Consider the following 20,741-nt stretch of genomic DNA (forward strand, 5'->3'; position numbering starts at 1 on the left):
ACCCACGGCCTCGGCGTAGGCCAGGACCTTCTGGGATTCGGTGAAGCCCGTGCGGGCCGTCTTGATCGACAGGGCGCTCGCGCCGCCGGTCTGGATCTCTCGCGCCGCATCGCCGAGGGACGGCGCGGACTCGTCGGCGACGATCGGTACGCGTGAGTGCTGCACGAGGCGTCGTCGGCCGAGCACCTCCTTGGCATCGTCCGGCTCCTCGAAGAACGTCAGCCCCAGGTCCGCGGTCGCATCCAGCACCCGCATGGCGTCGGCGGCGGTCCATCCCCGGTTCGCGTCGAGATAGAGCTCGACATCCGACCCGAGCTCGGCACGCAGCGCCGTGCAGAGCTCGATGTCCAGTGAGAGGGGATACCGGCCGACCTTGACCTTGAAGGCGGTGATCCCGTACTCGTCGCGATAGCGCCGGGCTTCGTCGACCATCTGTCCGACCGGCGCGAAGCCCACCATGTGCGACACGCGCACCGAGGGTGCGAAGCCTCCGAGAAGCCGGTGCACCGGGGTGCCGAGAGCGATCCCGATGATGTCCCAGAGCGCGATGTCGACGGCGCCCTTGGCGGCGTAGTTTCCGACCGTCCGGTGCAGGCGCGCATGGATCGCGCCCCGATCCATCGGATCCGCGCCGCGGAGGGCCTCGGTGAAGAGGCCGTGCAGCAGGGCGACGACGCCGGCCTGCGTCTCGCCGTAGGTGTAGGGGCGGGGAGGCACGTCGGCGACGCCGACGATGCCGGTGTCGGTGATCAGGCGCAGCAGCACGTTGTCCATGTGATGCACGGCGCCGCTGGCGAAGTGCAGGGGCTTTCGCATCGGGATGCGGTAAGGGATCGCCTCCACCCGTTCGATGATCACGCGCGTGCTCCTTCGGCGTCGACGAGTCGGGTGAGGAAGTCGATGAAGCGGCGCACGGCGGGCGAGGGGTCATCGCCCCGCCAGGCGACCGCCAGTCCCGTCGGCGGGGCGTCCTCGACGTCGCGGAAGACCGTGCCGCCGAGGTTGAGTGACGTCGCCGACGAGGGTACGAGGGCCGCGCCGATGCCTGCGGCGACGAGAGAGAGCAGCGTGGATGTCTCGGACACGCGTTGCGCGTGGCGGGGGCGCGCGCCCACCTCGACCCATCGCGCGGCGATCGTGCGCGACAGAGTCGACTCCTCGGGGTAGCCCACCAGCACCTGGCCGTCGAAATCCGCCATCCGCAGGTGGGGACGCGTCGTGAGGGGTGAGCCCGCCGGCAGCGCCGCGACGATCCGCTCGCTCACGCTCGGCAGATATCGGATCTCGTCCGAGGTGACGGGCGGGCGCAGCAGCGCCACGTCGATCCGGTGTTCCAGGAGCGCCGCCTCCAGCTGGGGGGTGAGTAGTTCGCCGCTGACCGAGAGGGCGATGCCCGGCAGCTCATCACTGGCCTCGCGCACCACGCGCGGCATCAGCCCGTACGTCGCCGAGCCCGTGAAGCCCACCCGGAGCACGCCCTGCAGCCCGTCGCCCACGCGCGCGACGTCGGCGCCGAGCGCGTCGAGGTCGTCGATGATGCGTCGTCCGCGCTCGAGCAGAAGCGAACCGGCCGCCGTCAGTTCGACTCGTCGCGTCGTGCGGGTGAGCAGGGTGGCGCCGAGGGTCGCCTCCAGCTGGCGGATCTGCTGGGACAGCGGGGGCTGGGCCATCATCAGCCGAGCGGCGGCCCGTCCGAAGTGCTGCTCTTCGGCCACGGCGATGAAGTAACGCAGCTGTCGCGTCTCGATCATCGCCCGCCTCCTCGCGTCCGGTCGCGCACGGCGACAGTTGCACGATACCCGCGCTCATTCATATTGAGAATGACCAGCATTGTCCTGATTCAGACTTCGTACATCTCAAACACGGCGGCTGCTCCGGTCGTATCACCGGGACCCGGCATCCCCTCTTCCCCGCAGGAGGAGACTCATGGACCTTGAGCGTTTTCGCGTCGCGACATTCAACCTCTACAACTTGCAGATGCCCGGCCTCGACATGAATCCCGGGCAGCGCCCCTGGACGGACGCCGAGTTCGACCGCAAGGCATCCTGGATCGGCGCGCAGCTGCGACAGATCGACGCCGACGTGGTCGGGCTCCAGGAGCTGTGGCACCGCGAGGCGATGGCGCGGGTGCTCGCCGCATCCGGGCTCGACGCCGAGTACGAGCTGCTGGCGGAGCCGGCGGGCGGCGGGCGCATCATCTGCGCGGCGCTCGTGCGCCACGGCCTGCGCGCGGGGGCGCCGCAGTGGATCGAGAACTTCCCCGACGGGCTGCGCCTCGAAACCGATGACCCCATGGATCCGCAGTCGCCCGGCATCCGGGTCGCGATCGGCAGGTTCGCGCGGCCGGTGCTGCGGGCGGGTGTGCGTCTGCGCGAGGATCACGCCGTCGTCCAGGTGTACGTCACGCACTTCAAATCCAAGCTGCCGACCCGCGTCGATACCGAACCGTGGTTCCGCGAGGATCCCGATCGATATCGGCCGCACACCACCGCCATCGGTGCCGCGCTCGCCACGATCCAGCGCACGGCCGAGGCGGCGGCGCTACGTGTCCTGCTCACCGCCGAGATGAAGGGCACCGTCACGCCGGTGATCGTGCTCGGCGACGTCAACGACGGTCAGCACAGCAACACCGTCAACATCCTCACCGAGCAGCCCCGATACCTGGTGGGCGACGGGCGTGGCGGCGCCGACATCGGGCTGTACACGGCGCAGACCCTGCAGGAGTACCGCGACACCCGCGACGTCTACTACACGCACGTGCACGAGGATCTACGCGAATCCCTCGATCACGTCCTCGTCAGCGAGCAGTTCTACGACAACAGCCGTCGTCGGCTGTGGCTGTTCGACGGGCTCGCGATCAACAACGACCATCTCGGTGACGAGGATCACCGCGCCACGGGCAGCGGCGACCACGGCATCGTCGTGGTGCGTTTCGCCTATCGGCCCTTCAGGGGGTGATGGGGGATGCTGCACACCCGTCGCCGCGGCGCGCGGGGCGCAGCATCCGCCCGTTCATCCGCCCGTTCATCCGCCCGGCGTCGGGGCGAAGGTCGTCACGCCCAGGCCGTGCCCGGCGAGGGTGATCAGGTCGGCCATCGTGAAGTCCCCGGCGACCGCGGAGGGCAGGGTCGGGGTCCAGTCGGGCTGCTGGTGCAGATACGACGAGGGGTCCTTCTCCATCAGTCCGAGGAAGACCTCGGCGACGATGCGCCCGCCGACCTCGCCCAAGTGCCGACCGCCGGCCTGCACCTCCGCCTCCTTGAGGATGTAGTACCACAGAGGAGCGGGGCCGCCCTCGGGAAGCCCGAGCGTCGTGTCGTCGAGCACGGTCGCACCCATGTGATGCGCCACGGCCTGACCGGAGGGCAGCATCAGTCGCGCGCCCCGGGTGAGGTTGCGGTCGATCAGGCTGGGGCGGCTGCCGCCGATCTCGGCCGGCAGGTCGTGCAGCGGATTGGCCAGCCGCGTGTCGATCGCGCGGGTCAGCTGTAGCGCGTCGCTGCCGGCGCCCGCGACCTCGAAGAAGCGCGCCCACTCGATCGTCCAGAACGCCGGGAGGACGCGGAAGCCGCCGAAGTGTCCGAGCGGGTCGTCGTTCACCGAGCCGGGCTTGAAGGTCGGCAGGCCGCCCTGCTGGGCGCCGACCAGAGTGTTCAGGCGGTAGCGCCCACGGATCTGGGAGTGCCCGAAGCGGTACGCGGCGACCGAGAACTCCACCGGCATGTAGGGCTCGTAGCGCCAGTGATACGCGCGGCGCACCACCCGGGGCACCGGGCCGGAGGTGTCGAGCACGTCGTCGAGCATCTGCGCCCCGACCGTGCGGCGCAGATAGTCGTGCACGACGAGCCACTGGTAGTGCCACCGCACGATGCGCTGCGCGGCCTCGAAGGGGCTCTCCAGACCCTGCAGGAGGGCGGGGTCGTCGTGCACGCGGGCGAGCACCGCGTTGTGGAACTTGAGCATCGTCAGCTGCAGCTGGCTGACGAAAACGTTCTCGTCGTTGCGCGGGTCGCCGATCAGCGCGGTGCCCTCCTCGTTGCGGGGGAGGTCGTCCTCGTCGTCGTGCCGACCGATCAGGAACGCCTCGCGTCCCGACGCCTTGCTGTACAGGAAGGGGTCGTCGGCCGGTCCCCGTCCGTAGAGGGAGTCGAGATCGAATCGCGGCGTGCGGAAGTTCGTCAGCGCGTCGGGGTCGTTCTGGCGGTCGAGACTCGACGCCGTGTCGAACGTCAGGTCGTGATCGATGAACTGACCGAGGTAGGTGAAACCGGCCGGGATGTCGGGGTTGTCGATGCTCGAATCTCGGGCGGAGTCCCCCTCGAGCATGAGCGCGGCCACCTCGAGGATGCGCTCGGGGGTCGGGGTGAACGGCGGCAGCCGGAACATCCGGCCGAACCGGCCCTCGTACGACCGCGACGCGGGCACGTAACCCAGGCCCCGCAGCTCGTAGCCGTGCCCGCGCGCACTGCGGGTCCCCCCTCCCATGCCGTGTCCCGATGCGGTGCGGGCGAGCACCTGCTCGGGCGTCGGCGGTGAGGTGACTTCGGTTTCGGCGGCGGCCGCCGGTGCGTCATTCACGATGGTGGTCACGATGAGCCCCTCTCTCCTCGCGGTGCGGGCGCCGGCGGGTGTCTCCCGCGCGTCCGGACCCGGTCTCCAGAGTCGCGCAGGATCGCGCGCGGATCTGTACGCACAAGTGCGTAGTCAGCTCGACATCGCCCGCTCGCGCGCCGGCGTCGACGGATGCTGCCGGGCAGGCGCCGGCGCGGCGAGCCGGTGCTCGATCACCTCCACACCGGGCGCAGGGCCGCGCATCCGCGTACGCGGCAGGATGCCGCGCTCGTGCGCGATCATCACCGCCGAGAGCCGGTCGTGCACGCCGAGCTTGGTGTACGCATGCTGCTGATGAAGGCTCACCGTGCGCGAGGAGATCGAGAGGCGATCGCCGATCGCGACGGCCGTCAGGCCCCGCGCGGTGAGTGCCAGGACGCTCAGTTCGCGCCCCGTCAGGTGCGCGTCGCGCGCGGCGGCGGCCGCGTCGGGATGGGGGCGGGTGCCCTCGAGCACGACACTCTGCGCGTCGATCGCCCGCAGCAGGGGTCGAAGCGTCTCGAGCAGCGCGCACGCCGCGCGGCCCATGCGCTCGGTCGTGCCGAGGCACAGCCACCGGTGCGACATGCCGGGGGCGTGCGCGAGGGGCACGAAGAGGGCGTCGATGAACCCGTCGCCGCGCGCGTGCGCGAGCAGCTCGCGCGCTCCCGGTTCGTCATGAAAACGACGCGCATCCGCGAGGCAGCGCACGTGCGGGTCGTTCGTCGCCGCGTAGTGGCGGCTGAGCGGGTGCCGGGGGACGGCGCGCACGTAGTACGCCGTGTCGAGGTGGGGTGCCCGGTAGCGCGCGATGCGTGACGCGGTCGGGCCCGTGTCGACGATGCCGACCGCCGCATCGACGAACTGCGCGCTCGCCGTCGCGCAGACATCCACCATCGGATCGTGCTCGGCGGGCAGCGTCATCAGATGAGCGGCGAGATCGATCCACCGCTCCAGATGCGGGGCTGCCACCACGGACGCCTTCTCCCTCGAGGCGCGGGCCGCGGCCCGGATGGCGGTGGCGTCGCGCAACTGCATCGAGTGTGCGGGCATCATCGCTGATACACGCACCCACCGTCGGACCGCGCTCGCGAAGCGAGGGGAGGTCGCGCGGTGTGCGCTCAGTATCCCGCGTGGCGCCGGCCCACGAAAGACCGCTCGTGCACCGCGGCGCTCACAGGGCGAGGATGCGCTCGCGCACCGCCGCGCTCACAGGGCGAGGATGCGCTCGCGCACCTCGCGGCGCAGCACTTTGCCGATGAGAGAGCGCGGCAGCTCGTCGAACTCGAAGATGCGACGCGGCACCTTGTAGGCGGCGAGGTGCCCGCGGCAGTAGTCGCGAAGTGCCTCGGCGTCGAACACCGCGCCGGGGCGCAGGACCACGGCGGCAGCGACCTCCTCGGAGCCGCCGGAGCGGGGCAGGGCGACGACCGCGGCGGACTCGACGTCCGGGTGAGCCGTGAGAGCCTGCTCGACCTCGGTCGGGGCGACGTTGAATCCCCCCGTGATGATCAGCTCCTTGAGTCGGTCCACGACGGTGACGAAGCCGTCCGCCGACACGCTCACAATGTCGCCCGTGCGCAGCCAGCCACCCGTCAGCAGTGCCGCGTCGGTCTCATCGCGCCGCCGCCAGTAGCCCTGGAACACCTGGGGCCCCCGCAGCAGCAGCTCTCCCTCGGTACCGGGCTCGACATCCCGCGTCGGATCGTCGACGTCGACCACGCGGATCTCGGTGCTCGGGAACGGCACACCCACGGTGCCCGGCCGGCGCGTCGGACCGATCGGGTTTCCGAGCGCGACGGGCGAGGTCTCGGTCATGCCGTAGCCCTCGACCAGGAGTCCACCCGTGGCGGATTCCCACTTCTCGACGGTGGGCACCGGCAGCGCCATCGCCCCGGAGATCGCGAACCGCACGGTCGACAGATCGAGCGTTCCGCGCGCCGCCGCGCGGGCGAGCTGGTCGTAGATGGGCGGCACGGCCGGGAGGAATGTCGGGGGGCTCTTGCGCGCCGCGGAGACGACAAGGTCGAGGTCGTACTTCGGGAAGAGCACGAGGCGCGCCCCGATGCTCATCGCGAACGTCAGGCACAGCGTCATCCCGTAGGCGTGGAACAGCGGCAGCACGCCGTAGAAGACCTCCTCGCCATCGTGCAGCCCGGGCACCCACGCGCGGCCCTGCATCGCGTTGGCGCGCAGATTGCGGTGGGTCAGGATCGCGCCTTTGGGGCTGCCGGTCGTGCCGCTGGTGTACTGCAGCACGGCCGTGTCGTCGAGCAGCGGACGGGGATGCCTGGGGGAGAGGGCCCGGTGCCCGACCAGCTTCTCCCACCGGTATGGATGCCGCGCGGCGGGCTTCTGCGTCAGCTGGGCGCGCGCGGCCCGGGCGCGGGGGATCGGCAGGCGCAGTGCCAACCGTGTGCGCCTCGGCATCGCCTCGGTGATGTCGACCGAGACGATCTCGCGGACGGCGATGTCGGCGGGGAACGCGGCGACCGTGTCGTACACCTTGTCCCAGACGATCGCGAACGCGGCGGAGTGGTCTTCGAACTGGTGGCGCAACTCGCGAGCCGTGTAGAGCGGGTTGTGCTCGACGACGATCGCGCCCAGGCGCAGTACCGCGTAGAAGGCCACGACGTGCTGCGGGCAGTTGGGCAGCACCACCGCGACGCGGTCGCCCTTCTGCACACCGAGACGGCGCAGTCCCTCGGCCGCGCGCGCGATCTGCTCGCCGAGCTCCCGGTATGTGGTCGTGGCGCCGAAGAACTCCAGCGCCACACCGCGCCGGTACATCGTGACGCTCTCATCGATCATGTCGGTCAGCGTCTGCGTGACCTCGTCGATCGTGTCGGGCACGCCCGGCGCGTACGCCCCCAGCCAGGGCTTCGACGCATACGGGTACTCCTGCGACATCCGGCGACCTTCCGCTCACTCGTGCCTCAACAGTACGTGCCGTCTGCACGACGCCGGGGGAGGTTGCGCACACATCGCCCTCACGGGTACGCACCTGCACCGCCCGTCGTGCAGACGTCGGCTACCGCGTCGCCCGCGGCACGCGACCCCGCGGGCCGCGGGCGCGGCGGGGTCAGCGTTCCGCGGGTTCCGTCGCGGCGGCGTCGCCCTCGATGGATGCCGCGCCCCGGGCCTCCTGCCGCTGCTCGGCCTCCAGCCGCTCGGCCTCCTCGCCGCCGACGGCCTCGCCGCGGGCGACGAGCCCCGCCACGTCCGACAGCGGAATCTGCTTCAGGAACAGCGAGAGCACGAAGGCGATCGCGATGAACGGCACGAGGTACCAGAACACGGGAGCGAGGGCGTCGGCGTAGGCCGTCACGATGCCCTCGCGCACCTCGTCGGGCAAAGTGGCCAGCGTCTGCGGATCGATCGTCGCGGTGGCCTCGGCCGCCTCCTCGCCCGAGGCGCCCGCGCCGGTGAACACCCCGGTCAGGTTCTCGGTGAGCCGATTGGTGAAGATCGTGCCGAACACGGCGATGCCCAGAGCCGCTCCCACCTCGCGGAAGTAGTTGTTGGTGCTGGTGGCCGTGCCGATCTGCGCGGCGGGCACGGCGTTCTGCACGACCAGCACGACCACCTGCATGATGAGGCCGAGCCCTGCGCCGAAGAAGAAGAGGAAGACGCAGATCAGCCAGATGGGGGTCTGCGCCGTCAGGGTCGTCATCGCGACCATCGCGACGCCGGTGAGCAGCGTGCCCACGATCGGGAAGATCTTGTACCGACCCGTCTTGGAGATGAGCACGCCCGAGGCGATCGCGGTGCCCATGAGGCCCGCCATCATGGGCAGCATCAGAAGCCCCGACGCCGCCGCCGAGGTGCCCGACGACATCTGCAGGAAGGTGGGCACGAAACCGATCGCCGCGAACATGCCGATGCCGAGGGCGAGCCCGATCGCCGTGGCGTTGACGAAGATCGGGTTGCGGAACAGGCTCAGCGGGATGATCGGGTCGGCCGCCCGCGCCTCGGTCATCACGAAGGCGACGGATGCTGCCAGCAGGCCCGCGCCCCATGCCCACGTCTCGAGCGCGCCCCACCCGTGGGCCGAGTCGCCGCCGAAGTCGGTGAAGAAGATCAGGCAGGTCGTCGCGATCGACAGGAACACCACGCCCAGGATGTCGATGGGCGCACTGGCCCGCTTGCTCGGCAGCTTGAGGGCCACGAACGCGATGACGAATGCGGCGATGCCGACCGGGATATTGATCCAGAACGCCCACTGCCAGGTGAGGTGGTCGACGAAGAATCCGCCGAGCAGGGGTCCGCCGACGGCCGAGAGGCCGAAGACCGCGCCGAGGGGGCCAAGATACTTGCCTCGCTCGTTGGCCGGGACGATGTCGGCGATGATCGCCTGCGAGAGGATCATCAGCCCGCCGCCGCCGAGACCCTGGATCGCCCGGAAGGTCACGAACGCCCAGAAGTCGGTCGCCAGGGCGCAGGCGACCGACGCGAGGGTGAACAGCGCGATGGCGAGCAGGAACAGGTTGCGGCGGCCGAGCACGTCGCCGAACTTTCCGTAGATCGGCATCACGATCGTCGTCGCGAGGATGTACGCCGTGGTGATCCACACCTGGTGCTCCACGCCCCCGAGCTCGCCGACGATCGTCGGCATCGCGGTCGAGACGATCGTCTGATCGAGGCTGGCCAGCAGCATCCCGGCGATCAGGGCGCCGAAGATGATCCAGATTCGGCGCTTGGTCAGCAGGAAGGGCGGGTCGGTGGCGGCGGTCATGGGGTCCGTTCGGGGTTCAGGGGAGGAAGAGGCGATGCGCCGCCTCGAGGCGGCGGAGGAAGAGGGTGCGGAAGTCCTCACCCTGGGTCGAGATGTACTCGGCGACGGTGGGGCGGATGAGCGCACCGAGGATGTGCGCGGCCACGGCCGCTCTGGGGTCGCCCGTCTGCCACGCCTGCCGCCGCTCGATGAGCGCGATGTCGGCCCGTTCGGCCTCCGCGGTCAGATCGAGCAGGTGACGCACGAGTCCGGGCTCGCGGTCCAGGGCGGCGGTGATCGCCGGCGCCTCGGCCCGTGTCATGTCGAGGCGCTCCCAGCGGGCGGTGTGCAGCTCGGCGAGCGCTTCGATCAGACCGACGTCCGAGGCGAGGAAGGCGTCGTCGAGGTCGGAGGTGTCGGCGCGCAGCGGCAGGCCGAGCACGGCGTTCTCCTTCGACGCGAAGTAGTTGAAGAACGTCCGACGCGACACACCCACCTCGGAGCAGAGCTCCTCGATCGTGAACCCCGAGAGTCCGTGCGCCGCCGTCAAGCGCCGCGCCTCGACGCGCAGCGCGCGCGAGGTCTCGGCGATGCGCCGCTCGCGAAGCGACTCGGGTGCACGATCAATCACAGAGTGCATACTTGCACCGAAGTGCAAGAGATGCAAAAACTAGATGAGCTCGCGCAGGCGCTCCAGAAGGGGGCCTGCCGCCTCGGCGAGGAACCTGTCCTGAGCCTCGTCTCCGATCTGGACGATCGCGATGTCGGTGAAGCCCGCCTCGAGGTACGGTCGCATGCTCTCGGCGAGACGATCGAGGTCGGGCCCGCAGGCGATGGAGCTCGCGACGTCCTCCGGGCGCACGAACTGCGTCGCCGCTTCGAAGCCGGCGGGGGTGGTCAGGTCGGCATTCACCGCCCATCCGCCGGCGAACCACCGGAACTGGTCGTGGGCCCGCTCGATCGCGGTCTCCTCATCGGGATCCCACGAGATCGGGATCTGGCCGATCTTGCGCGACGGTCCCTCGTGCATCGCGTCCCATCCCTCGACCAGGTCGGCATCGGGCTCGACGGCGATCAGGTGATCGCCGAGGGGCGCGAAGTGCTCGATCGATTTGGCACCCGAGACGGCGACGCCGATCGGCACACCGGCCTCCGGCGCATCCCAGATGCGGGCCGAGTCGATGCGGAAGTACTGTCCGTCGTACGTTGTGAGCTCTCCCGTGTGCAGTGCGCGGATGATCTCGATCGCCTCGACGAGCATGTCCTGTCGGGCATCGACCGCAGGCCAGCCCTCGCCCACGACGTGCTCGTTGAGGTTCTCGCCGGCCCCGAGCCCCAGGGTGAAGCGCCCGTCCGAGAGCACCTGCAGGGTCGCCGCCTTCTGTGCGACCACGGCGGGGTGATACCGCATGGTGGGGCACGTCACGTACGTCATCAGTTCGACCCGCGATGTCGCCTGCGCGACCGCACCGAGCACGGTCCATGCGTAGGGCGCGTGTCCCTGGCTCGTCAGCCACGGCGAGTAGTGGTCGCTCGAGACCTCGAAATCGAAGCCCGCCGCTTCGGCTGCCGCCGCATACCGTACGAGCTCACGAGGTCCGCTCTGCTCGGTCATCAGGGTGTAGCCGAATCGCGCCATCGTCCTGTCCTCTCGTCGCACGTGCGGTCCTGCACGACGGTAAGCCCCCGCGCGGCGGCGGGCACAGGGGTTGCGTTCCCCGCGGCGATGCGGCAGGAATGCTGCGCCGCAGTAGCACGCGAGCGCGCGCGTCGCCAGGGCCTGACGCGGCATGTGGGGTCGTCGTACGCTCGCGGCATGAGCGATTCCACCGGCATGAGCGCCGACGACAAGCGCCACGACCAGCTGACCAGCGCCCCCGAGGCGACCGAGGCTGATGCTGCCGCTCGCATCGAGGTCACGAAGGTCGACGGCGTCACCCGCATCGACATCGCGTCCGACGCTGAGGTGCGCCCGGGGCTGGACCCCGCCGACGATCCCGAGGCGGCCGAGAACGAGGAGAGACGATGACCGAGAAGAACCGCGGCCAGCAAGACGAGCCGCAGGACCCCGAGGACTACCGCGCCGCCAGCGGAACCGGCGACCCCAACCGGGACCGCCCGGAGGGCGGACCCGTTCAGGTCGACGACGAGACCGACTGACAGCATCCCCCGATCGGGAATACCCGCCGACCCGCCGGCGTCGGCTTCACCAGGCGCGCTGTCGCGCCGCCCCCGCAACGACCCGAGGAGTGCTGTGCTCACCGTCAACGCCTACGCCGCCCCGTCCGCCACAGAACCGCTCATTCCGACGACGATCGAGCGCCGCGACCTCGGTCCGCGGGACGTGCTCATCGAGATCCGCTATGCCGGTATCTGTCACTCCGACATCCACACCGTCCGCGGCGAATGGGGCGAGGTGGCCTATCCGCTCACCGTCGGGCACGAGATCGTGGGCGTCGTCGCCGAGGTCGGGTCCGAGGTCACCCGCCACGCGGTCGGCGACCGGGTGGGAGTGGGCTGCATGGTCAACTCCTGCCGCGAGTGCGAGAACTGCCTCGCGGGCGAGGAGCAGTACTGCCTGAACGGCAACATCGGAACGTACGCCAACGTCGACGAGGACGGCACGATCACCCAGGGTGGCTACTCCACCCACGTCGTGGTCGTCGAGGACTTCGTGCTGCGCGTGCCCGAGTCGATTCCCTACGACAGGGTCGCGCCGCTGCTGTGCGCCGGCATCACGACCTACTCGCCGCTCAAGCACTGGAACGCGGGTCCCGGCGTCAAGGTCGCCGTGGTGGGCATGGGCGGGCTCGGGCACATGGCCGTGAAGATCGCGGCGGCGCTCGGTGCCGAGGTCACGGTGCTCTCGCAGACGCTGTCCAAGAAGGATGACGCCCTGCGCTTCGGCGCCGGGGCTCACTACGCGACGAGTGACCCCGCGACGCTCAAAGAACTGCGCGGGTCGTTCGACCTCATCATCAACACCGTCAGCGCGCCCCTCGATCTCGACGCGTACCTCAAGCTGCTCCGGCTCGACGGCACGATGGTCAACGTCGGAGCCCCGCCCGAGGCGCTGCCCCTGCACGTGTTCACACTCTTCGCGGGCCGGCGCTCCTTCGCGGGTTCGAGCATCGGCGGTATCCGCGAGACGCAGGAGATGCTCGACTTCTGCGCCGAGCACGGCATCGCGCCCGAGGTGGAGGTCATCGCCGCCGCGCAGATCAACGAGGCGTACGAGCGCGTGCTGCGCTCCGACGTGCGCTATCGGTTCGTGATCGACATCGACACGCTGCGATAGCCCCCGTGCGCAGGAGGCCGCGGAGGCGGCGAGCGGGCGGCGTAACACCCATGAAACGCGTCTCGGCGCATACTGGCAGGGCAGCGTAAGCCGTTGCGGGCCCACCGGGCCAAAAGACCCCGGTGGTGTGTGGAGGCGTCGTGCGCCCCGCCGTCCCGTACAGCGCGCGGTCGGCGACGTCTCCGGATTCCCTGTCAACCGGTACAGATGTGAGAAGTGAGATGTCGCTCAAAGTCACCATCGTCGTGGGCAACCCCAAGCCCCTCTCCCGCACCCGCAAGGTCGCCGAACTCCTCGTCGAGAAGCTTCTCGAGCCCGGCTCGTACACGCTCGACGTGATCGATCTGGCCGACCACACCGACCAGATCTTCGCGTGGCCCTCCGAGAAGATGGCGGGCCTGAACGCGCGCGTCGCCGAGAGCGACCTGGCGGTGTTCGCCTCGCCGACATACAAGGCCACCTACACGGGTCTGCTCAAGGCGTTCCTCGATCGTTATCCCGCCAACGGGCTGGCCGGCGTCACCGCCATCCCGGTGCACACCGGGGCCGACTTCAGCCACGCGATGGGTCCGACCTTCACCCTCTCGCCGCTTCTGGTCGAACTCGGCGCGACGGTGCCCGGACGAGGCTTCTACCTCGCCCTCAGCCAGATGGACCAGCTCGGTGAGGTCGTCGCCGCGGCGGCGGCGGAGTACGCCGCCAACCTGTCGCGGCTCTCGACCGTCGCGGGGGCTGTGGCCACCGCATCCACCCGCGCCTGACGATCCGCACGAGAGGAGCACCCGTCATGAGCGAATCCCCCATCCTCGCGCCGACGCCGATCGATGCGCGCCTGTTCCGCGACACCCTCGGCCACTACGCCTCGGGCATCACGGTCGTCAGCGGCCTCGAGAGCGGCGAACCGGTCGGCTTCACATGCCAGTCGTTCTACAGCGTCTCGATCGATCCGCCGCTGGTGTCGTTCAGCGTCATGCGCACCTCCACGACCTACCCGCGCATCGCCGCGAGCGGCCGGTTCGCGGTCAATGTGCTCGCCCATGATCAGCACCACGTGTCGAACCAGTTCGCGCGCAAGGGCACCGACAAGTGGGCGGACATCGAATGGAGCCCCGCGGTCTCGGGCAACCCCGTCATCCACGACACCCTGATGTGGGTCGATTGCGAGATGTGGGCCGAGCACGAGGCGGGCGATCACCTGATCGTGATCGGCAAGGTCGTCGAGATGAGTCCGGTCGAGTGGCACACGCGTGAGCCGCTGCTGTACTTCAAGGGCGCCTACCGGCACCTCCGCGAGATCGACCAGCTCGCGGGCTGACCGCGCTCAGGCGCCGATCGAGAGGTCGGGCAGCGCGGGCTCGCCGAGGTCGTGCCGCAGCCCGCTCAGCGCGGCATGCCATCCGGCGAGCCCGTGCACGCCCGGTCCTGGCGTCGTGGACGCCGAGCACAGGTACACCCCGGGCAGGGGGGTGCGCCACGGGTCGGGTCGCAGCACGGGTCGCCGCAGCAGCTGCGTGAGATTCGGGATGCCGGCGGCGATGTCGCCACCCGGATAGTTGGCGTTGTGGGCGGCCACGTCCTGGGCGGTGGTCGACGCGGTGGCGAGGATCGTATCGCGGAAGCCCGGGGCGAACCGCTCGATCTGGCGGACGACGGCTTCGGTGCGATCGACCGCGGAACCTGCGGGCACGTGCGTGTAGGTCCAGAGGGTGTGCCGACCCTCGGGGGCGCGGGCCGGGTCGAAGAGGCTCGGTTGTGAGACGAGCACGTAGGGGTCATCGACCAGGCGCCCCGCGGCAACGGCGTTCTCTGCTGCCGCGATCTGGGCGCGGGTGCCGCCCACGTGCACGGTTCCCGCGCGGCGCAGTTCGGGGTGGGTCCAGGGCACGGGCTCGGACAGGGCGAAATCGACCTTGGCGACGGCGCTCCCGTAGCGGAACCGCCGCATCGCCCGACGATAGGCGGCGGGAAGCCGGCCGCGGGCGAGGCGGAGGAGAGCTCTGGGCGTGACATCGAGCATCGTCAGCGCCGCCGACGGCAGCTCGTCGAGGCTGCCGATCTCGGCGTCCGTGATGATCTCGCCGCCGTGCGCGCGGATGTCATCGGCCATCGCGTCGGCGATGGCCTGACTGCCGCCGATCGGGATGGGCCAGCCGCGAGCGTGCGCGTAGGCGGTCAGGGCCAGTCCCGCCCCGGCCGATGCGAGGCTCGGCAGCGGCAGGATCGTGTGCGCGGCGGCTCCCGTGAGGAGTGCGGGGGCCGCCTCGCCGCGGAAGCGCGCGCCCCACAGGGGCGACCCCTGCTCGAGCGCGGCGAGTCCGAACCGCACCGGCGTGCGCAGGTGGGTCGGGATGCGCAGCAGCGTCGATCCGGTGAATTCCGCGACCTCGCGGGAGTGTTCCGCGAGGGGGCGCAGCAGTGCCGCGTATGCGCGCCCGTCGCGGCCGAGGGCGTCGCGGGTGCGGTCCACGTCGCGGTACGCCAGCCCCGCGCGGCCCCCGTCCAGGGGATGCGCGAACGACACCTCGGGCACGGCGAAGGCGACGCGCTCCCGTAGCCCGAACTCCCGGAAGAATCGCGATTCGAACGCGAGCGGGTGCACCGCCGAGCACACGTCGTGCGCGAAGCCCCGGAGGGTGAGTTCGCGCGTGGACGATCCGCCGCCGATCCGCTCGGCGGCCTCGTAGACCCGCACCCGGAGCCCTGCGCGGGCGAGCGTGACCCCCGCCGCCAGGCCGTTGGGGCCGGCTCCGACGACGACGGCGTCGCCGGAGCCCGCGCGTGCGCGGCGGGTCACGGCGCCTCGCCCTCGGCCCGCTCTCGTTCGGCGGTCGACAGTTCGGGGCGCGGTGTGCGTCCCTCGGCCAGATAGGCGAGACGCAGCAGCGTCTCGCGGTTGCGCAGCCAGAGCACGAGGTCGGCGAGCGGACGGGGGATGAGCGTGGCGGGGCCCTCGACGGCCTCCTCCTGGATGCGCACGAGGCAGCCGTCTCCGTGAGGCTTGACGTCGATGACCACCTGCGCCTCGCCGATCGGCCAGCCCTTGGCGCGCAGGACGGCGCGGTGCGGCGGCCGCCAGTGCACCGAGCGGGTCTGATCGTTCAGCAGCGTCGGCCATACCCCGACGGAGTGGTGCAGGCGCGAAGTCGGCTCAGGCCATGACTCATCGACGTCGCGCATGCGCGAGGCTCCCACGACCCAGGAGGCGTAGAGCCAGCCATCGGCCAGCACCTCGAAGATCCGCTCGGGCGGGCACTGCATCCTGCGCACGTTGGTCGACACGGTGTCAGAGTCCCATGCGTTCGGAGTAGGCGTTGCGGAACGCGCCGCGCGGATCGAGGGCCCGGGTGAGCTCGCGGAAGTCGTCCCAGCGCGGATACAGGCGCGGCATCCACTCGGCGTCGACGGTGAAGAGCTTGCCCCAGTGCGGGCGGGCGCCCAGCGGCAGAAGCTCGTCCTCGATCCGCGGCAGCAGCGCGCGCACCTCGGCCTCGCGCGGCTGCCACGTGAAGTGGATCCCCACCGTGTCGCGGCCGTAGGCCCCGCTGAGCCAGAGGGTGTCGGCCGCGATGGTGCGCACCTCCGTGATCATCGCGAGCGGCGCGATCTGCCCGGCAAGCGATCGCAGCCGCTCGAGCGCCTCGAGGGCGCGGCCACGGGGAACGAGATACTCGCTCTGCAGCTCGTCCCCCGCGGAGGGCGTGAACTCGAGTCGGAAGTGCGGCAGCCGCTCGAACCACCGGCCGCTCTCGCCGCCCTGCGCCGTGGCGGGCGCCGGATCGGCGCCGGGGATCGGATGCCGGGGCCCGCTCGCGCGCCGCGCGCCGGCCAGTTCGAGGGGCGCGGCGCCGCGGGTCTTCACCCAGGCCTGATCGAAAGTCTGCGGGTTGCGCCAGCTGGTGAACAGACTGACCGAGTCGCCCGCACCGGTGACGGCGTCGAAATCCGCGAGCACCGCGTCCCATCGCGGCGCGTCGTACACGGTCTGGGTCATCTCGTAGGCCGGCATGATGTCGAGCTCGACGCGGACGATGACGCCCAGCATCCCGAGCGAGACGACGGCGCCCTCGAATCCGGTGTCGCCGCGGCCCAGCCGGCGTAGGACTCCCGCGGAATCGATCAGCTCGAGGCCCGCGACGGCGGTCGCGAGCGAGCCGACGGCATCGCCCGAGCCGTGCGTGCCGGTCGCGACCGCACCGGCGACGGAGATGTGGGGGAGCGAGGCCAGCGCCGACAGAGCCCAGCCCCGTTCGTCGAGTGCCCGGGCGAGGCGGCCGTACCGCCATCCGGCCGGCACGCGGGCGATGTGGGCGTCCGGGTCGATGACGAGATCGCCTGGCATCGTCTCGAGCGAGAGCGCGACGCCGTCGGTGTCGGCGACGTCGTTGAAGGAGTGCCGGCTGCCGAGGACCTTGACGTGGCCGGCGGTGCGCGCCACATGCGCGATCTCGTCGATCGACGTCGGCTGCTCGATCCGCGCGGCGGAGTAGGCGAGGTTTCCGGCCCAGTTCAGGCCCGCGGGGGTGCCGGTGTCCAGATCTTTCGGCACGGGGCCTCCTCGTCGTCTCGGCAGGGTCGGTGCGCGTGCGCTCGAGTGGTCAGTATGCCGCGTCGCCCGCGCTCTGCCGCAGAACCTCGATAACCGCGTCGCGCAGCTCGAGGGGAAGCACGATGTGCCGGCCGCCGAGGAACGCCTCGGCCTCGCGCAGCGCGACGGCCTCGATCTCGGACACCGTGCGGTCGGGACACGCGATGGCCACCTGGGAGACGAGTCGACTGTAGGCGAGCACCGTCTGCCCGTCGACGCAGAACGCCTCGGGGTCGCTGTTCGCGGTGTCTTCGGGGGTGACGTCGCCGAGAGAGCCCGCGGTCGATTCGATCGTCATACCCCCACTCTCCCAGGGGGTGACGGGTGAGTGGGCGCTTTGGGCAGGTGCGTAGGACGGCTAGTTACTCACCTGTCGTGGCACAGGTCAGCGCGCCGCGGGCTGCGCGTGCGGCTGCACCTGGTCGACGGCGTCCTGCAGGCGCGTGAGGCAGGCGATGACCGTCGCGCTCTCTTCGGGGCTCATATCGATCACGGCGTCGAACATGCGGCTGTGCATCGCGCCGAGAGTCGCCCGCACCTCGGAGTCGGAGTCGACGGTGGCGATGACGTGGATGCTGCGCCGATCGGTCGGGTGCGCGGCACGGCTGACGTGACCGGACTTCTCGAGACGGTCGATGATGGCGGTCATCGACGCGGTCGAGACGCCCAGGTAGCGGGTGAGTTCGCCGGGGGACACGGAGCGCTGCTCGCGCTGGGCCTTGAGCAGGTAGCGCAGCACCAGCAGGTCGTTCTCTCCCATGGCCATGGATTCGCGCGTGCGGCGACGCATCGCGACCTCGGCCGCGCGGTAGAGGCGAAAGGCCTCGAGCACCTCGACCGCGCGGCGTCGGCGCGCGTCGGCGTCGTCGCCGTACCAGTACGAGCTCGTGGCAGGGGATCCGGTCGTCACAGGGAAGATCCTAAATCAGCGTTCGAGGGGTGGGCGCGGTCGCATGCCTGCCGCCCACCCGCGGCTCAGCTGGCGATGAGCTCAGCGCGGCGGGAGCCGTGCAGATCGCTCATCAGACGGGTGTGCTTGTGCTCGAAGTACTCGATCGACTCGGCCTCGGTCATGACGGTCATGGTGCCCGTCGAATCCTCGGTATCGCCCATCGCCTGCACCCAGGTGCGGTTGATCTGCGGGGTGCGGCTGCCGAAGGCGACGAACTGCAGCGGGATGGAGGGCGAGATCCACAGATTGCGGCGCAGGGAGTTGCCGTTGTCGTCGGTCGTGAGGTTGAGCATGAACGACTCGCCCCGGCGCAGGCGCTGACCCACGGCGAGTCGGATGTGTTCGAGAAGTCGGTCCTCGACCTGGATTCCGGCGGTGTCGGCGTACATCAGCATTCCCACGGCAGCTCCTTCCAAAGCCTGTGTCATATTCCTAGCACGCCTTGCTCATCTGTCAAGAATCTAGTTTGATGAGGTAACCGACACGGGAATCCGAGGCGAGCCATGGACGACAGCGAGGCGACAGAGCTCGCCGACGACGATGAGCTCATCGACGACCTCCTGCGCGCGCTGGGCGACAATCGCGACGCGGGACTCGAGAGCGACCGGCGGGCGCGGGAGAAGCTGGGAGTGGGACGCAACGACTTCGCCGTGGTGCGGTTCCTCGTCGAGGCCGACCGCCGCGGCGTCTCCCTCACGCCCGGAGAGATCGCGCTCGCGCTGGGCGTGTCCACCGCGGCCACGACGGCCCTCGTCGATCGGCTCGAGACCGTCGGGCTGGTGCGCCGCGAGCGCAATCCGACGGATCGTCGCAGCGTCATTGTGCGGGCCGCGCTCGCCGAAGGATCGCAAGAGCGCCGCATCGCGATGACCCGCGACGCGGCCGAACGGCGGGCGATCGCCGCGCTGCCCGTCCGCGACCGTCGCGTGGTGCTGCGCGCCCTCGAGCAGATCACGGACGCCGTGCGTCGCGACGGGCACTGAGCGGCAGCATCCCTCGTCGTGCGGTGCGGTGCGGTGTCGTGTCGTGCGGTGCGGTGCGGTGCGGTGCGGTGCGGTGCGGTGCGGTGTCGTGTCGTGTCGTGTCGTGAGGTCGTGTCGGCGGGGGCGCTGACACACTGAGCACATGACCCGGCTCGGCCATCGCGCGCGCGACGCGGTCGACGCCGGTCCGCCCGAGCATCGCTGGCCCCCGATCGTGGCCGTCGTCGCGGCGATGGTGCTGTGGCTGCTGCTGCCCGGCTACTTCTTCGCGTCGTTCCGCTTTGCCGCCGTGATCGCGTGCGGCCTGCTCATCGTTCCCCTCGTGGTGCTCAACCCCCGCCATCTCACGCGGCAGACGAACTGGTCGCGATGGCTGTCGGTGGCACTCGCGCTCGTGCTGCTCGCGTTTAACCAGGTGCTGCTGGTCAGGCTGGTGCACGAGCTGCTCACGGCGCCCGAGACCGAGGGTGTGAGCGTCCTGATCGCGGCGCTGCAGCTCTGGTCGACGAACGCGATCGCGTTCGGGCTGCTCTACTGGGAACTCGATTCGGGCGGCCCGGTCGCCCGGGCGAGCGGACTGCCGCCGGTGCGCTCCGACTTCCAGTTTCCGCAGGAGGTCACTCGCCCGCTCGAGGCGTGGCGGCCGAGGTTCTTCGACTACCTCTACGTCTCGATCACGGCGGGCATCGCGTTCTCGCCGGCCGACGCCCTGCCCTTGACCCGCCGGGCCAAGGCCTTCATGGCGCTCGAGGCGCTGTCGGCGTACATCCTGTCGGTGCTGGTCATCGCGCGGGCGGTCTCTGCCGTCACCTGAGCCCGTTTGCGGTTGCCGTCGCGCGTCGCGCTCGCTGCACCTCGCGCCGCGTCGTTGGGGCGTCGTAGCGACGTTGGGGCGTGCTGCTCCGCGCCCCAACGGAGTTTCGACGCCCCAAGGTCGGGGGCGCACGTCGGGCATCTTGCGGAGCCGGGACGGGCGGGGTGGATGCTGCACAACCGGTGCTCTCCGGACACGTTCGGGATCCAGCATCCACGCCGTCTTCGTGCGCTCGCTGCGAGCGCGCAGCGGAGCCTCCGGGTGAGAGCCGCCGCGGGGATCCACGCCGATCCCGCGGCGCTCGCCTGGCGCGTGCCGCGCTCGCCTGTCGCGATGTGCGGGTGTGTGGCGCGTTGACCCGCAGTTTGCGACAGCGGAGCCAGGCCGGGGGTGCGGGGTGCCGCGCTCGCCTGTCGCGATGTGCGGGTGTGTGGCGCGTTGACCCGCAGTTTGCGACAGCGGAGCCAGGGGCGAGCGGGAGCGGCGGGATGCTGGGGCGTCGACGCTGCGTTGGGGCGCGCTGCTCCACGCCCCAACGTGAGCTCGACGCCCCAACGCGACAAACCCAGCGCACCGAACCCAGGCGCGCGCCCCTTGCCCATCGGGGGCCGCGGCGCAACCCCCGCGCGACGAGCCGCCGGTAGGCCTAGCGTGGACACGATGCGAGATCAGCAGGAGCCCGCCGGCGAGGATCTGCGCTCCTACGCCGCGATCGGGGACGGACGCACGGTCGCCCTGATCGGCACCCGCGGGCAGATCGACTGGATGCCGATCCCCGACCTCGCCGCGGGGCCGGTGTTCGCCC

Annotated in this window: 22 protein-coding genes; 8 read left to right on the forward strand and 14 right to left on the reverse strand. The window is 70.5% G+C overall.

Annotated elements, in window-relative coordinates; genetic code table 11:
- Together DI573_RS06920 and DI573_RS06925 are read right to left on the reverse strand one after the other, a co-directional pair.
- On the reverse strand, window positions 1-858 hold an 858-nt coding region (locus tag DI573_RS06920; protein WP_292812130.1), incomplete at its 3' end, for an enolase C-terminal domain-like protein.
- On the reverse strand, window positions 855-1,751 hold the full coding sequence (locus DI573_RS06925; protein ID WP_292812132.1) for a LysR substrate-binding domain-containing protein: 897 nt from the start codon (window positions 1,749-1,751) through the stop codon (window positions 855-857). The genes DI573_RS06920 and DI573_RS06925, both read right to left, overlap by 4 nt.
- A 175-nt stretch (window positions 1,752-1,926) precedes the next feature.
- Between DI573_RS06925 and DI573_RS06930 the strand changes: the two genes are divergently transcribed.
- Window positions 1,927-2,958 carry an endonuclease/exonuclease/phosphatase family protein gene (locus tag DI573_RS06930; protein ID WP_292812134.1) on the forward strand — a complete coding sequence of 344 codons (1,032 nt, stop codon included), beginning with the start codon at window positions 1,927-1,929 and terminating at the stop codon, window positions 2,956-2,958.
- A gap of 66 nt (window positions 2,959-3,024) precedes the next feature.
- Here the strand turns inward: DI573_RS06930 and DI573_RS06935 are convergent, their stop codons facing one another.
- The 6 genes from DI573_RS06935 to DI573_RS06960 all read right to left on the reverse strand — a co-directional run bounded on the left by DI573_RS06935 (window position 3,025) and on the right by DI573_RS06960 (window position 10,943).
- Window positions 3,025-4,590, reverse strand: a complete 1,566-nt coding sequence (locus DI573_RS06935) for a heme peroxidase family protein (protein WP_292812136.1) — start codon at window positions 4,588-4,590, stop codon at window positions 3,025-3,027.
- Window positions 4,591-4,704: 114 nt separating this feature from the next.
- Window positions 4,705-5,562 (reverse strand): helix-turn-helix transcriptional regulator, encoded by an 858-nt coding sequence (locus DI573_RS06940; protein WP_292812138.1) that lies wholly within the window; start codon window positions 5,560-5,562, stop codon window positions 4,705-4,707.
- A 237-nt stretch (window positions 5,563-5,799) separates the two neighbouring features.
- Entirely contained in the window at window positions 5,800-7,500 is a 1,701-nt protein-coding gene (locus DI573_RS06945; RefSeq protein ID WP_292812140.1) for a long-chain-fatty-acid--CoA ligase, read from the reverse strand.
- Between the two features lie 172 nt (window positions 7,501-7,672).
- Window positions 7,673-9,325 (reverse strand): MDR family MFS transporter, encoded by a 1,653-nt coding sequence (locus tag DI573_RS06950; protein WP_292812141.1) that lies wholly within the window; start codon window positions 9,323-9,325, stop codon window positions 7,673-7,675.
- Window positions 9,326-9,341: 16 nt separating this feature from the next.
- Window positions 9,342-9,935 carry a TetR/AcrR family transcriptional regulator gene (locus DI573_RS06955; protein WP_292812142.1) on the reverse strand — a complete coding sequence of 198 codons (594 nt, stop codon included), beginning with the start codon at window positions 9,933-9,935 and terminating at the stop codon, window positions 9,342-9,344.
- 39 nt (window positions 9,936-9,974) lie between these two features.
- On the reverse strand, window positions 9,975-10,943 hold the full coding sequence (locus DI573_RS06960) for an LLM class F420-dependent oxidoreductase (protein ID WP_292812144.1): 969 nt from the start codon (window positions 10,941-10,943) through the stop codon (window positions 9,975-9,977).
- Window positions 10,944-11,120: 177 nt separating this feature from the next.
- On the opposite strand from DI573_RS06960, the gene DI573_RS06965 reads away from it, so the two are divergent.
- The 5 genes from DI573_RS06965 (at window position 11,121) to DI573_RS06985 (ending at window position 13,917) form a co-directional block, all read left to right on the forward strand.
- Entirely contained in the window at window positions 11,121-11,333 is a 213-nt protein-coding gene (locus DI573_RS06965; RefSeq protein WP_292812146.1) for a multidrug transporter, read from the forward strand.
- Window positions 11,330-11,464, forward strand: coding sequence for a hypothetical protein (locus DI573_RS06970; RefSeq protein WP_292812148.1), 135 nt, complete (start codon window positions 11,330-11,332; stop codon window positions 11,462-11,464). The genes DI573_RS06965 and DI573_RS06970 overlap by 4 nt, the downstream gene beginning before the upstream one ends.
- 94 nt (window positions 11,465-11,558) lie before the next feature.
- On the forward strand, window positions 11,559-12,602 hold the full coding sequence (locus DI573_RS06975; protein ID WP_292812150.1) for an NAD(P)-dependent alcohol dehydrogenase: 1,044 nt from the start codon (window positions 11,559-11,561) through the stop codon (window positions 12,600-12,602).
- A gap of 221 nt (window positions 12,603-12,823) precedes the next feature.
- Window positions 12,824-13,363, forward strand: a complete 540-nt coding sequence (locus DI573_RS06980; protein ID WP_292812152.1) for an NAD(P)H-dependent oxidoreductase — start codon at window positions 12,824-12,826, stop codon at window positions 13,361-13,363.
- A gap of 26 nt (window positions 13,364-13,389) precedes the next feature.
- Complete coding sequence (locus DI573_RS06985; RefSeq protein ID WP_292812154.1) at window positions 13,390-13,917, forward strand: flavin reductase family protein; 528 nt, start codon at window positions 13,390-13,392, stop codon at window positions 13,915-13,917.
- Window positions 13,918-13,923: 6 nt separating this feature from the next.
- On the opposite strand, the gene DI573_RS06990 is transcribed toward DI573_RS06985, so the two are convergent.
- The 6 genes from DI573_RS06990 to DI573_RS07015 form a co-directional block, all read right to left on the reverse strand.
- Window positions 13,924-15,396, reverse strand: coding sequence for an NAD(P)/FAD-dependent oxidoreductase (locus tag DI573_RS06990; protein WP_292812156.1), 1,473 nt, complete (start codon window positions 15,394-15,396; stop codon window positions 13,924-13,926).
- Window positions 15,393-15,881, reverse strand: coding sequence for an SRPBCC family protein (locus tag DI573_RS06995; RefSeq protein ID WP_292812158.1), 489 nt, complete (start codon window positions 15,879-15,881; stop codon window positions 15,393-15,395). Before DI573_RS06995 ends, DI573_RS06990 begins: the two co-directional genes overlap by 4 nt.
- A 4-nt stretch (window positions 15,882-15,885) precedes the next feature.
- A complete protein-coding gene (locus DI573_RS07000; protein ID WP_292812160.1) occupies window positions 15,886-17,148 on the reverse strand; it encodes a D-arabinono-1,4-lactone oxidase in 1,263 nt (420 codons plus the stop codon).
- Between the two features lie 49 nt (window positions 17,149-17,197).
- The gene (locus DI573_RS07005; RefSeq protein WP_292812161.1) at window positions 17,198-17,485 is read right to left on the reverse strand and encodes a hypothetical protein; all 288 of its coding nucleotides are present in this window, start codon (window positions 17,483-17,485) and stop codon (window positions 17,198-17,200) included.
- A gap of 87 nt (window positions 17,486-17,572) precedes the next feature.
- Window positions 17,573-18,097 (reverse strand): MarR family transcriptional regulator, encoded by a 525-nt coding sequence (locus DI573_RS07010; protein WP_292812163.1) that lies wholly within the window; start codon window positions 18,095-18,097, stop codon window positions 17,573-17,575.
- A gap of 65 nt (window positions 18,098-18,162) precedes the next feature.
- Window positions 18,163-18,540 (reverse strand): hypothetical protein, encoded by a 378-nt coding sequence (locus DI573_RS07015; protein WP_292812165.1) that lies wholly within the window; start codon window positions 18,538-18,540, stop codon window positions 18,163-18,165.
- A 102-nt stretch (window positions 18,541-18,642) separates the two neighbouring features.
- Here DI573_RS07015 and DI573_RS07020 point away from each other — a divergent pair, with 102 nt between their 5' ends.
- Together DI573_RS07020 and DI573_RS07025 are read left to right on the forward strand one after the other, a co-directional pair.
- Window positions 18,643-19,122, forward strand: a complete 480-nt coding sequence (locus DI573_RS07020; RefSeq protein WP_292812167.1) for a MarR family transcriptional regulator — start codon at window positions 18,643-18,645, stop codon at window positions 19,120-19,122.
- 142 nt (window positions 19,123-19,264) lie between these two features.
- On the forward strand, window positions 19,265-19,936 hold the full coding sequence (locus DI573_RS07025; RefSeq protein WP_292812169.1) for a DUF1345 domain-containing protein: 672 nt from the start codon (window positions 19,265-19,267) through the stop codon (window positions 19,934-19,936).
- The last annotated feature ends 805 nt before the right edge of the window (window positions 19,937-20,741 follow it).

It is taken from the genome of Microbacterium sp., assembly GCF_003248605.1.
Taxonomy (GTDB): Bacteria; Actinomycetota; Actinomycetes; order Actinomycetales; family Microbacteriaceae; genus Microbacterium.

Coding starts and splice junctions, on each gene's coding strand:
- DI573_RS06970 (WP_292812148.1), top strand. CDS start 11,330: ATGACCGAGAAGAACCGCGGCCAGCAAGACGAGCCGCAGGACCCCGAG.
- DI573_RS06965 (WP_292812146.1), top strand. CDS start 11,121: ATGAGCGATTCCACCGGCATGAGCGCCGACGACAAGCGCCACGACCAG.
- DI573_RS06980 (WP_292812152.1), top strand. CDS start 12,824: ATGTCGCTCAAAGTCACCATCGTCGTGGGCAACCCCAAGCCCCTCTCC.
- DI573_RS06925 (WP_292812132.1), bottom strand. CDS start 1,751: ATGATCGAGACGCGACAGCTGCGTTACTTCATCGCCGTGGCCGAAGAG.
- DI573_RS06930 (WP_292812134.1), top strand. CDS start 1,927: ATGGACCTTGAGCGTTTTCGCGTCGCGACATTCAACCTCTACAACTTG.
- DI573_RS07005 (WP_292812161.1), bottom strand. CDS start 17,485: ATGACGATCGAATCGACCGCGGGCTCTCTCGGCGACGTCACCCCCGAA.
- DI573_RS07025 (WP_292812169.1), top strand. CDS start 19,265: ATGACCCGGCTCGGCCATCGCGCGCGCGACGCGGTCGACGCCGGTCCG.
- DI573_RS07020 (WP_292812167.1), top strand. CDS start 18,643: ATGGACGACAGCGAGGCGACAGAGCTCGCCGACGACGATGAGCTCATC.
- DI573_RS06950 (WP_292812141.1), bottom strand. CDS start 9,325: ATGACCGCCGCCACCGACCCGCCCTTCCTGCTGACCAAGCGCCGAATC.
- DI573_RS06985 (WP_292812154.1), top strand. CDS start 13,390: ATGAGCGAATCCCCCATCCTCGCGCCGACGCCGATCGATGCGCGCCTG.
- DI573_RS06960 (WP_292812144.1), bottom strand. CDS start 10,943: ATGGCGCGATTCGGCTACACCCTGATGACCGAGCAGAGCGGACCTCGT.
- DI573_RS06945 (WP_292812140.1), bottom strand. CDS start 7,500: ATGTCGCAGGAGTACCCGTATGCGTCGAAGCCCTGGCTGGGGGCGTAC.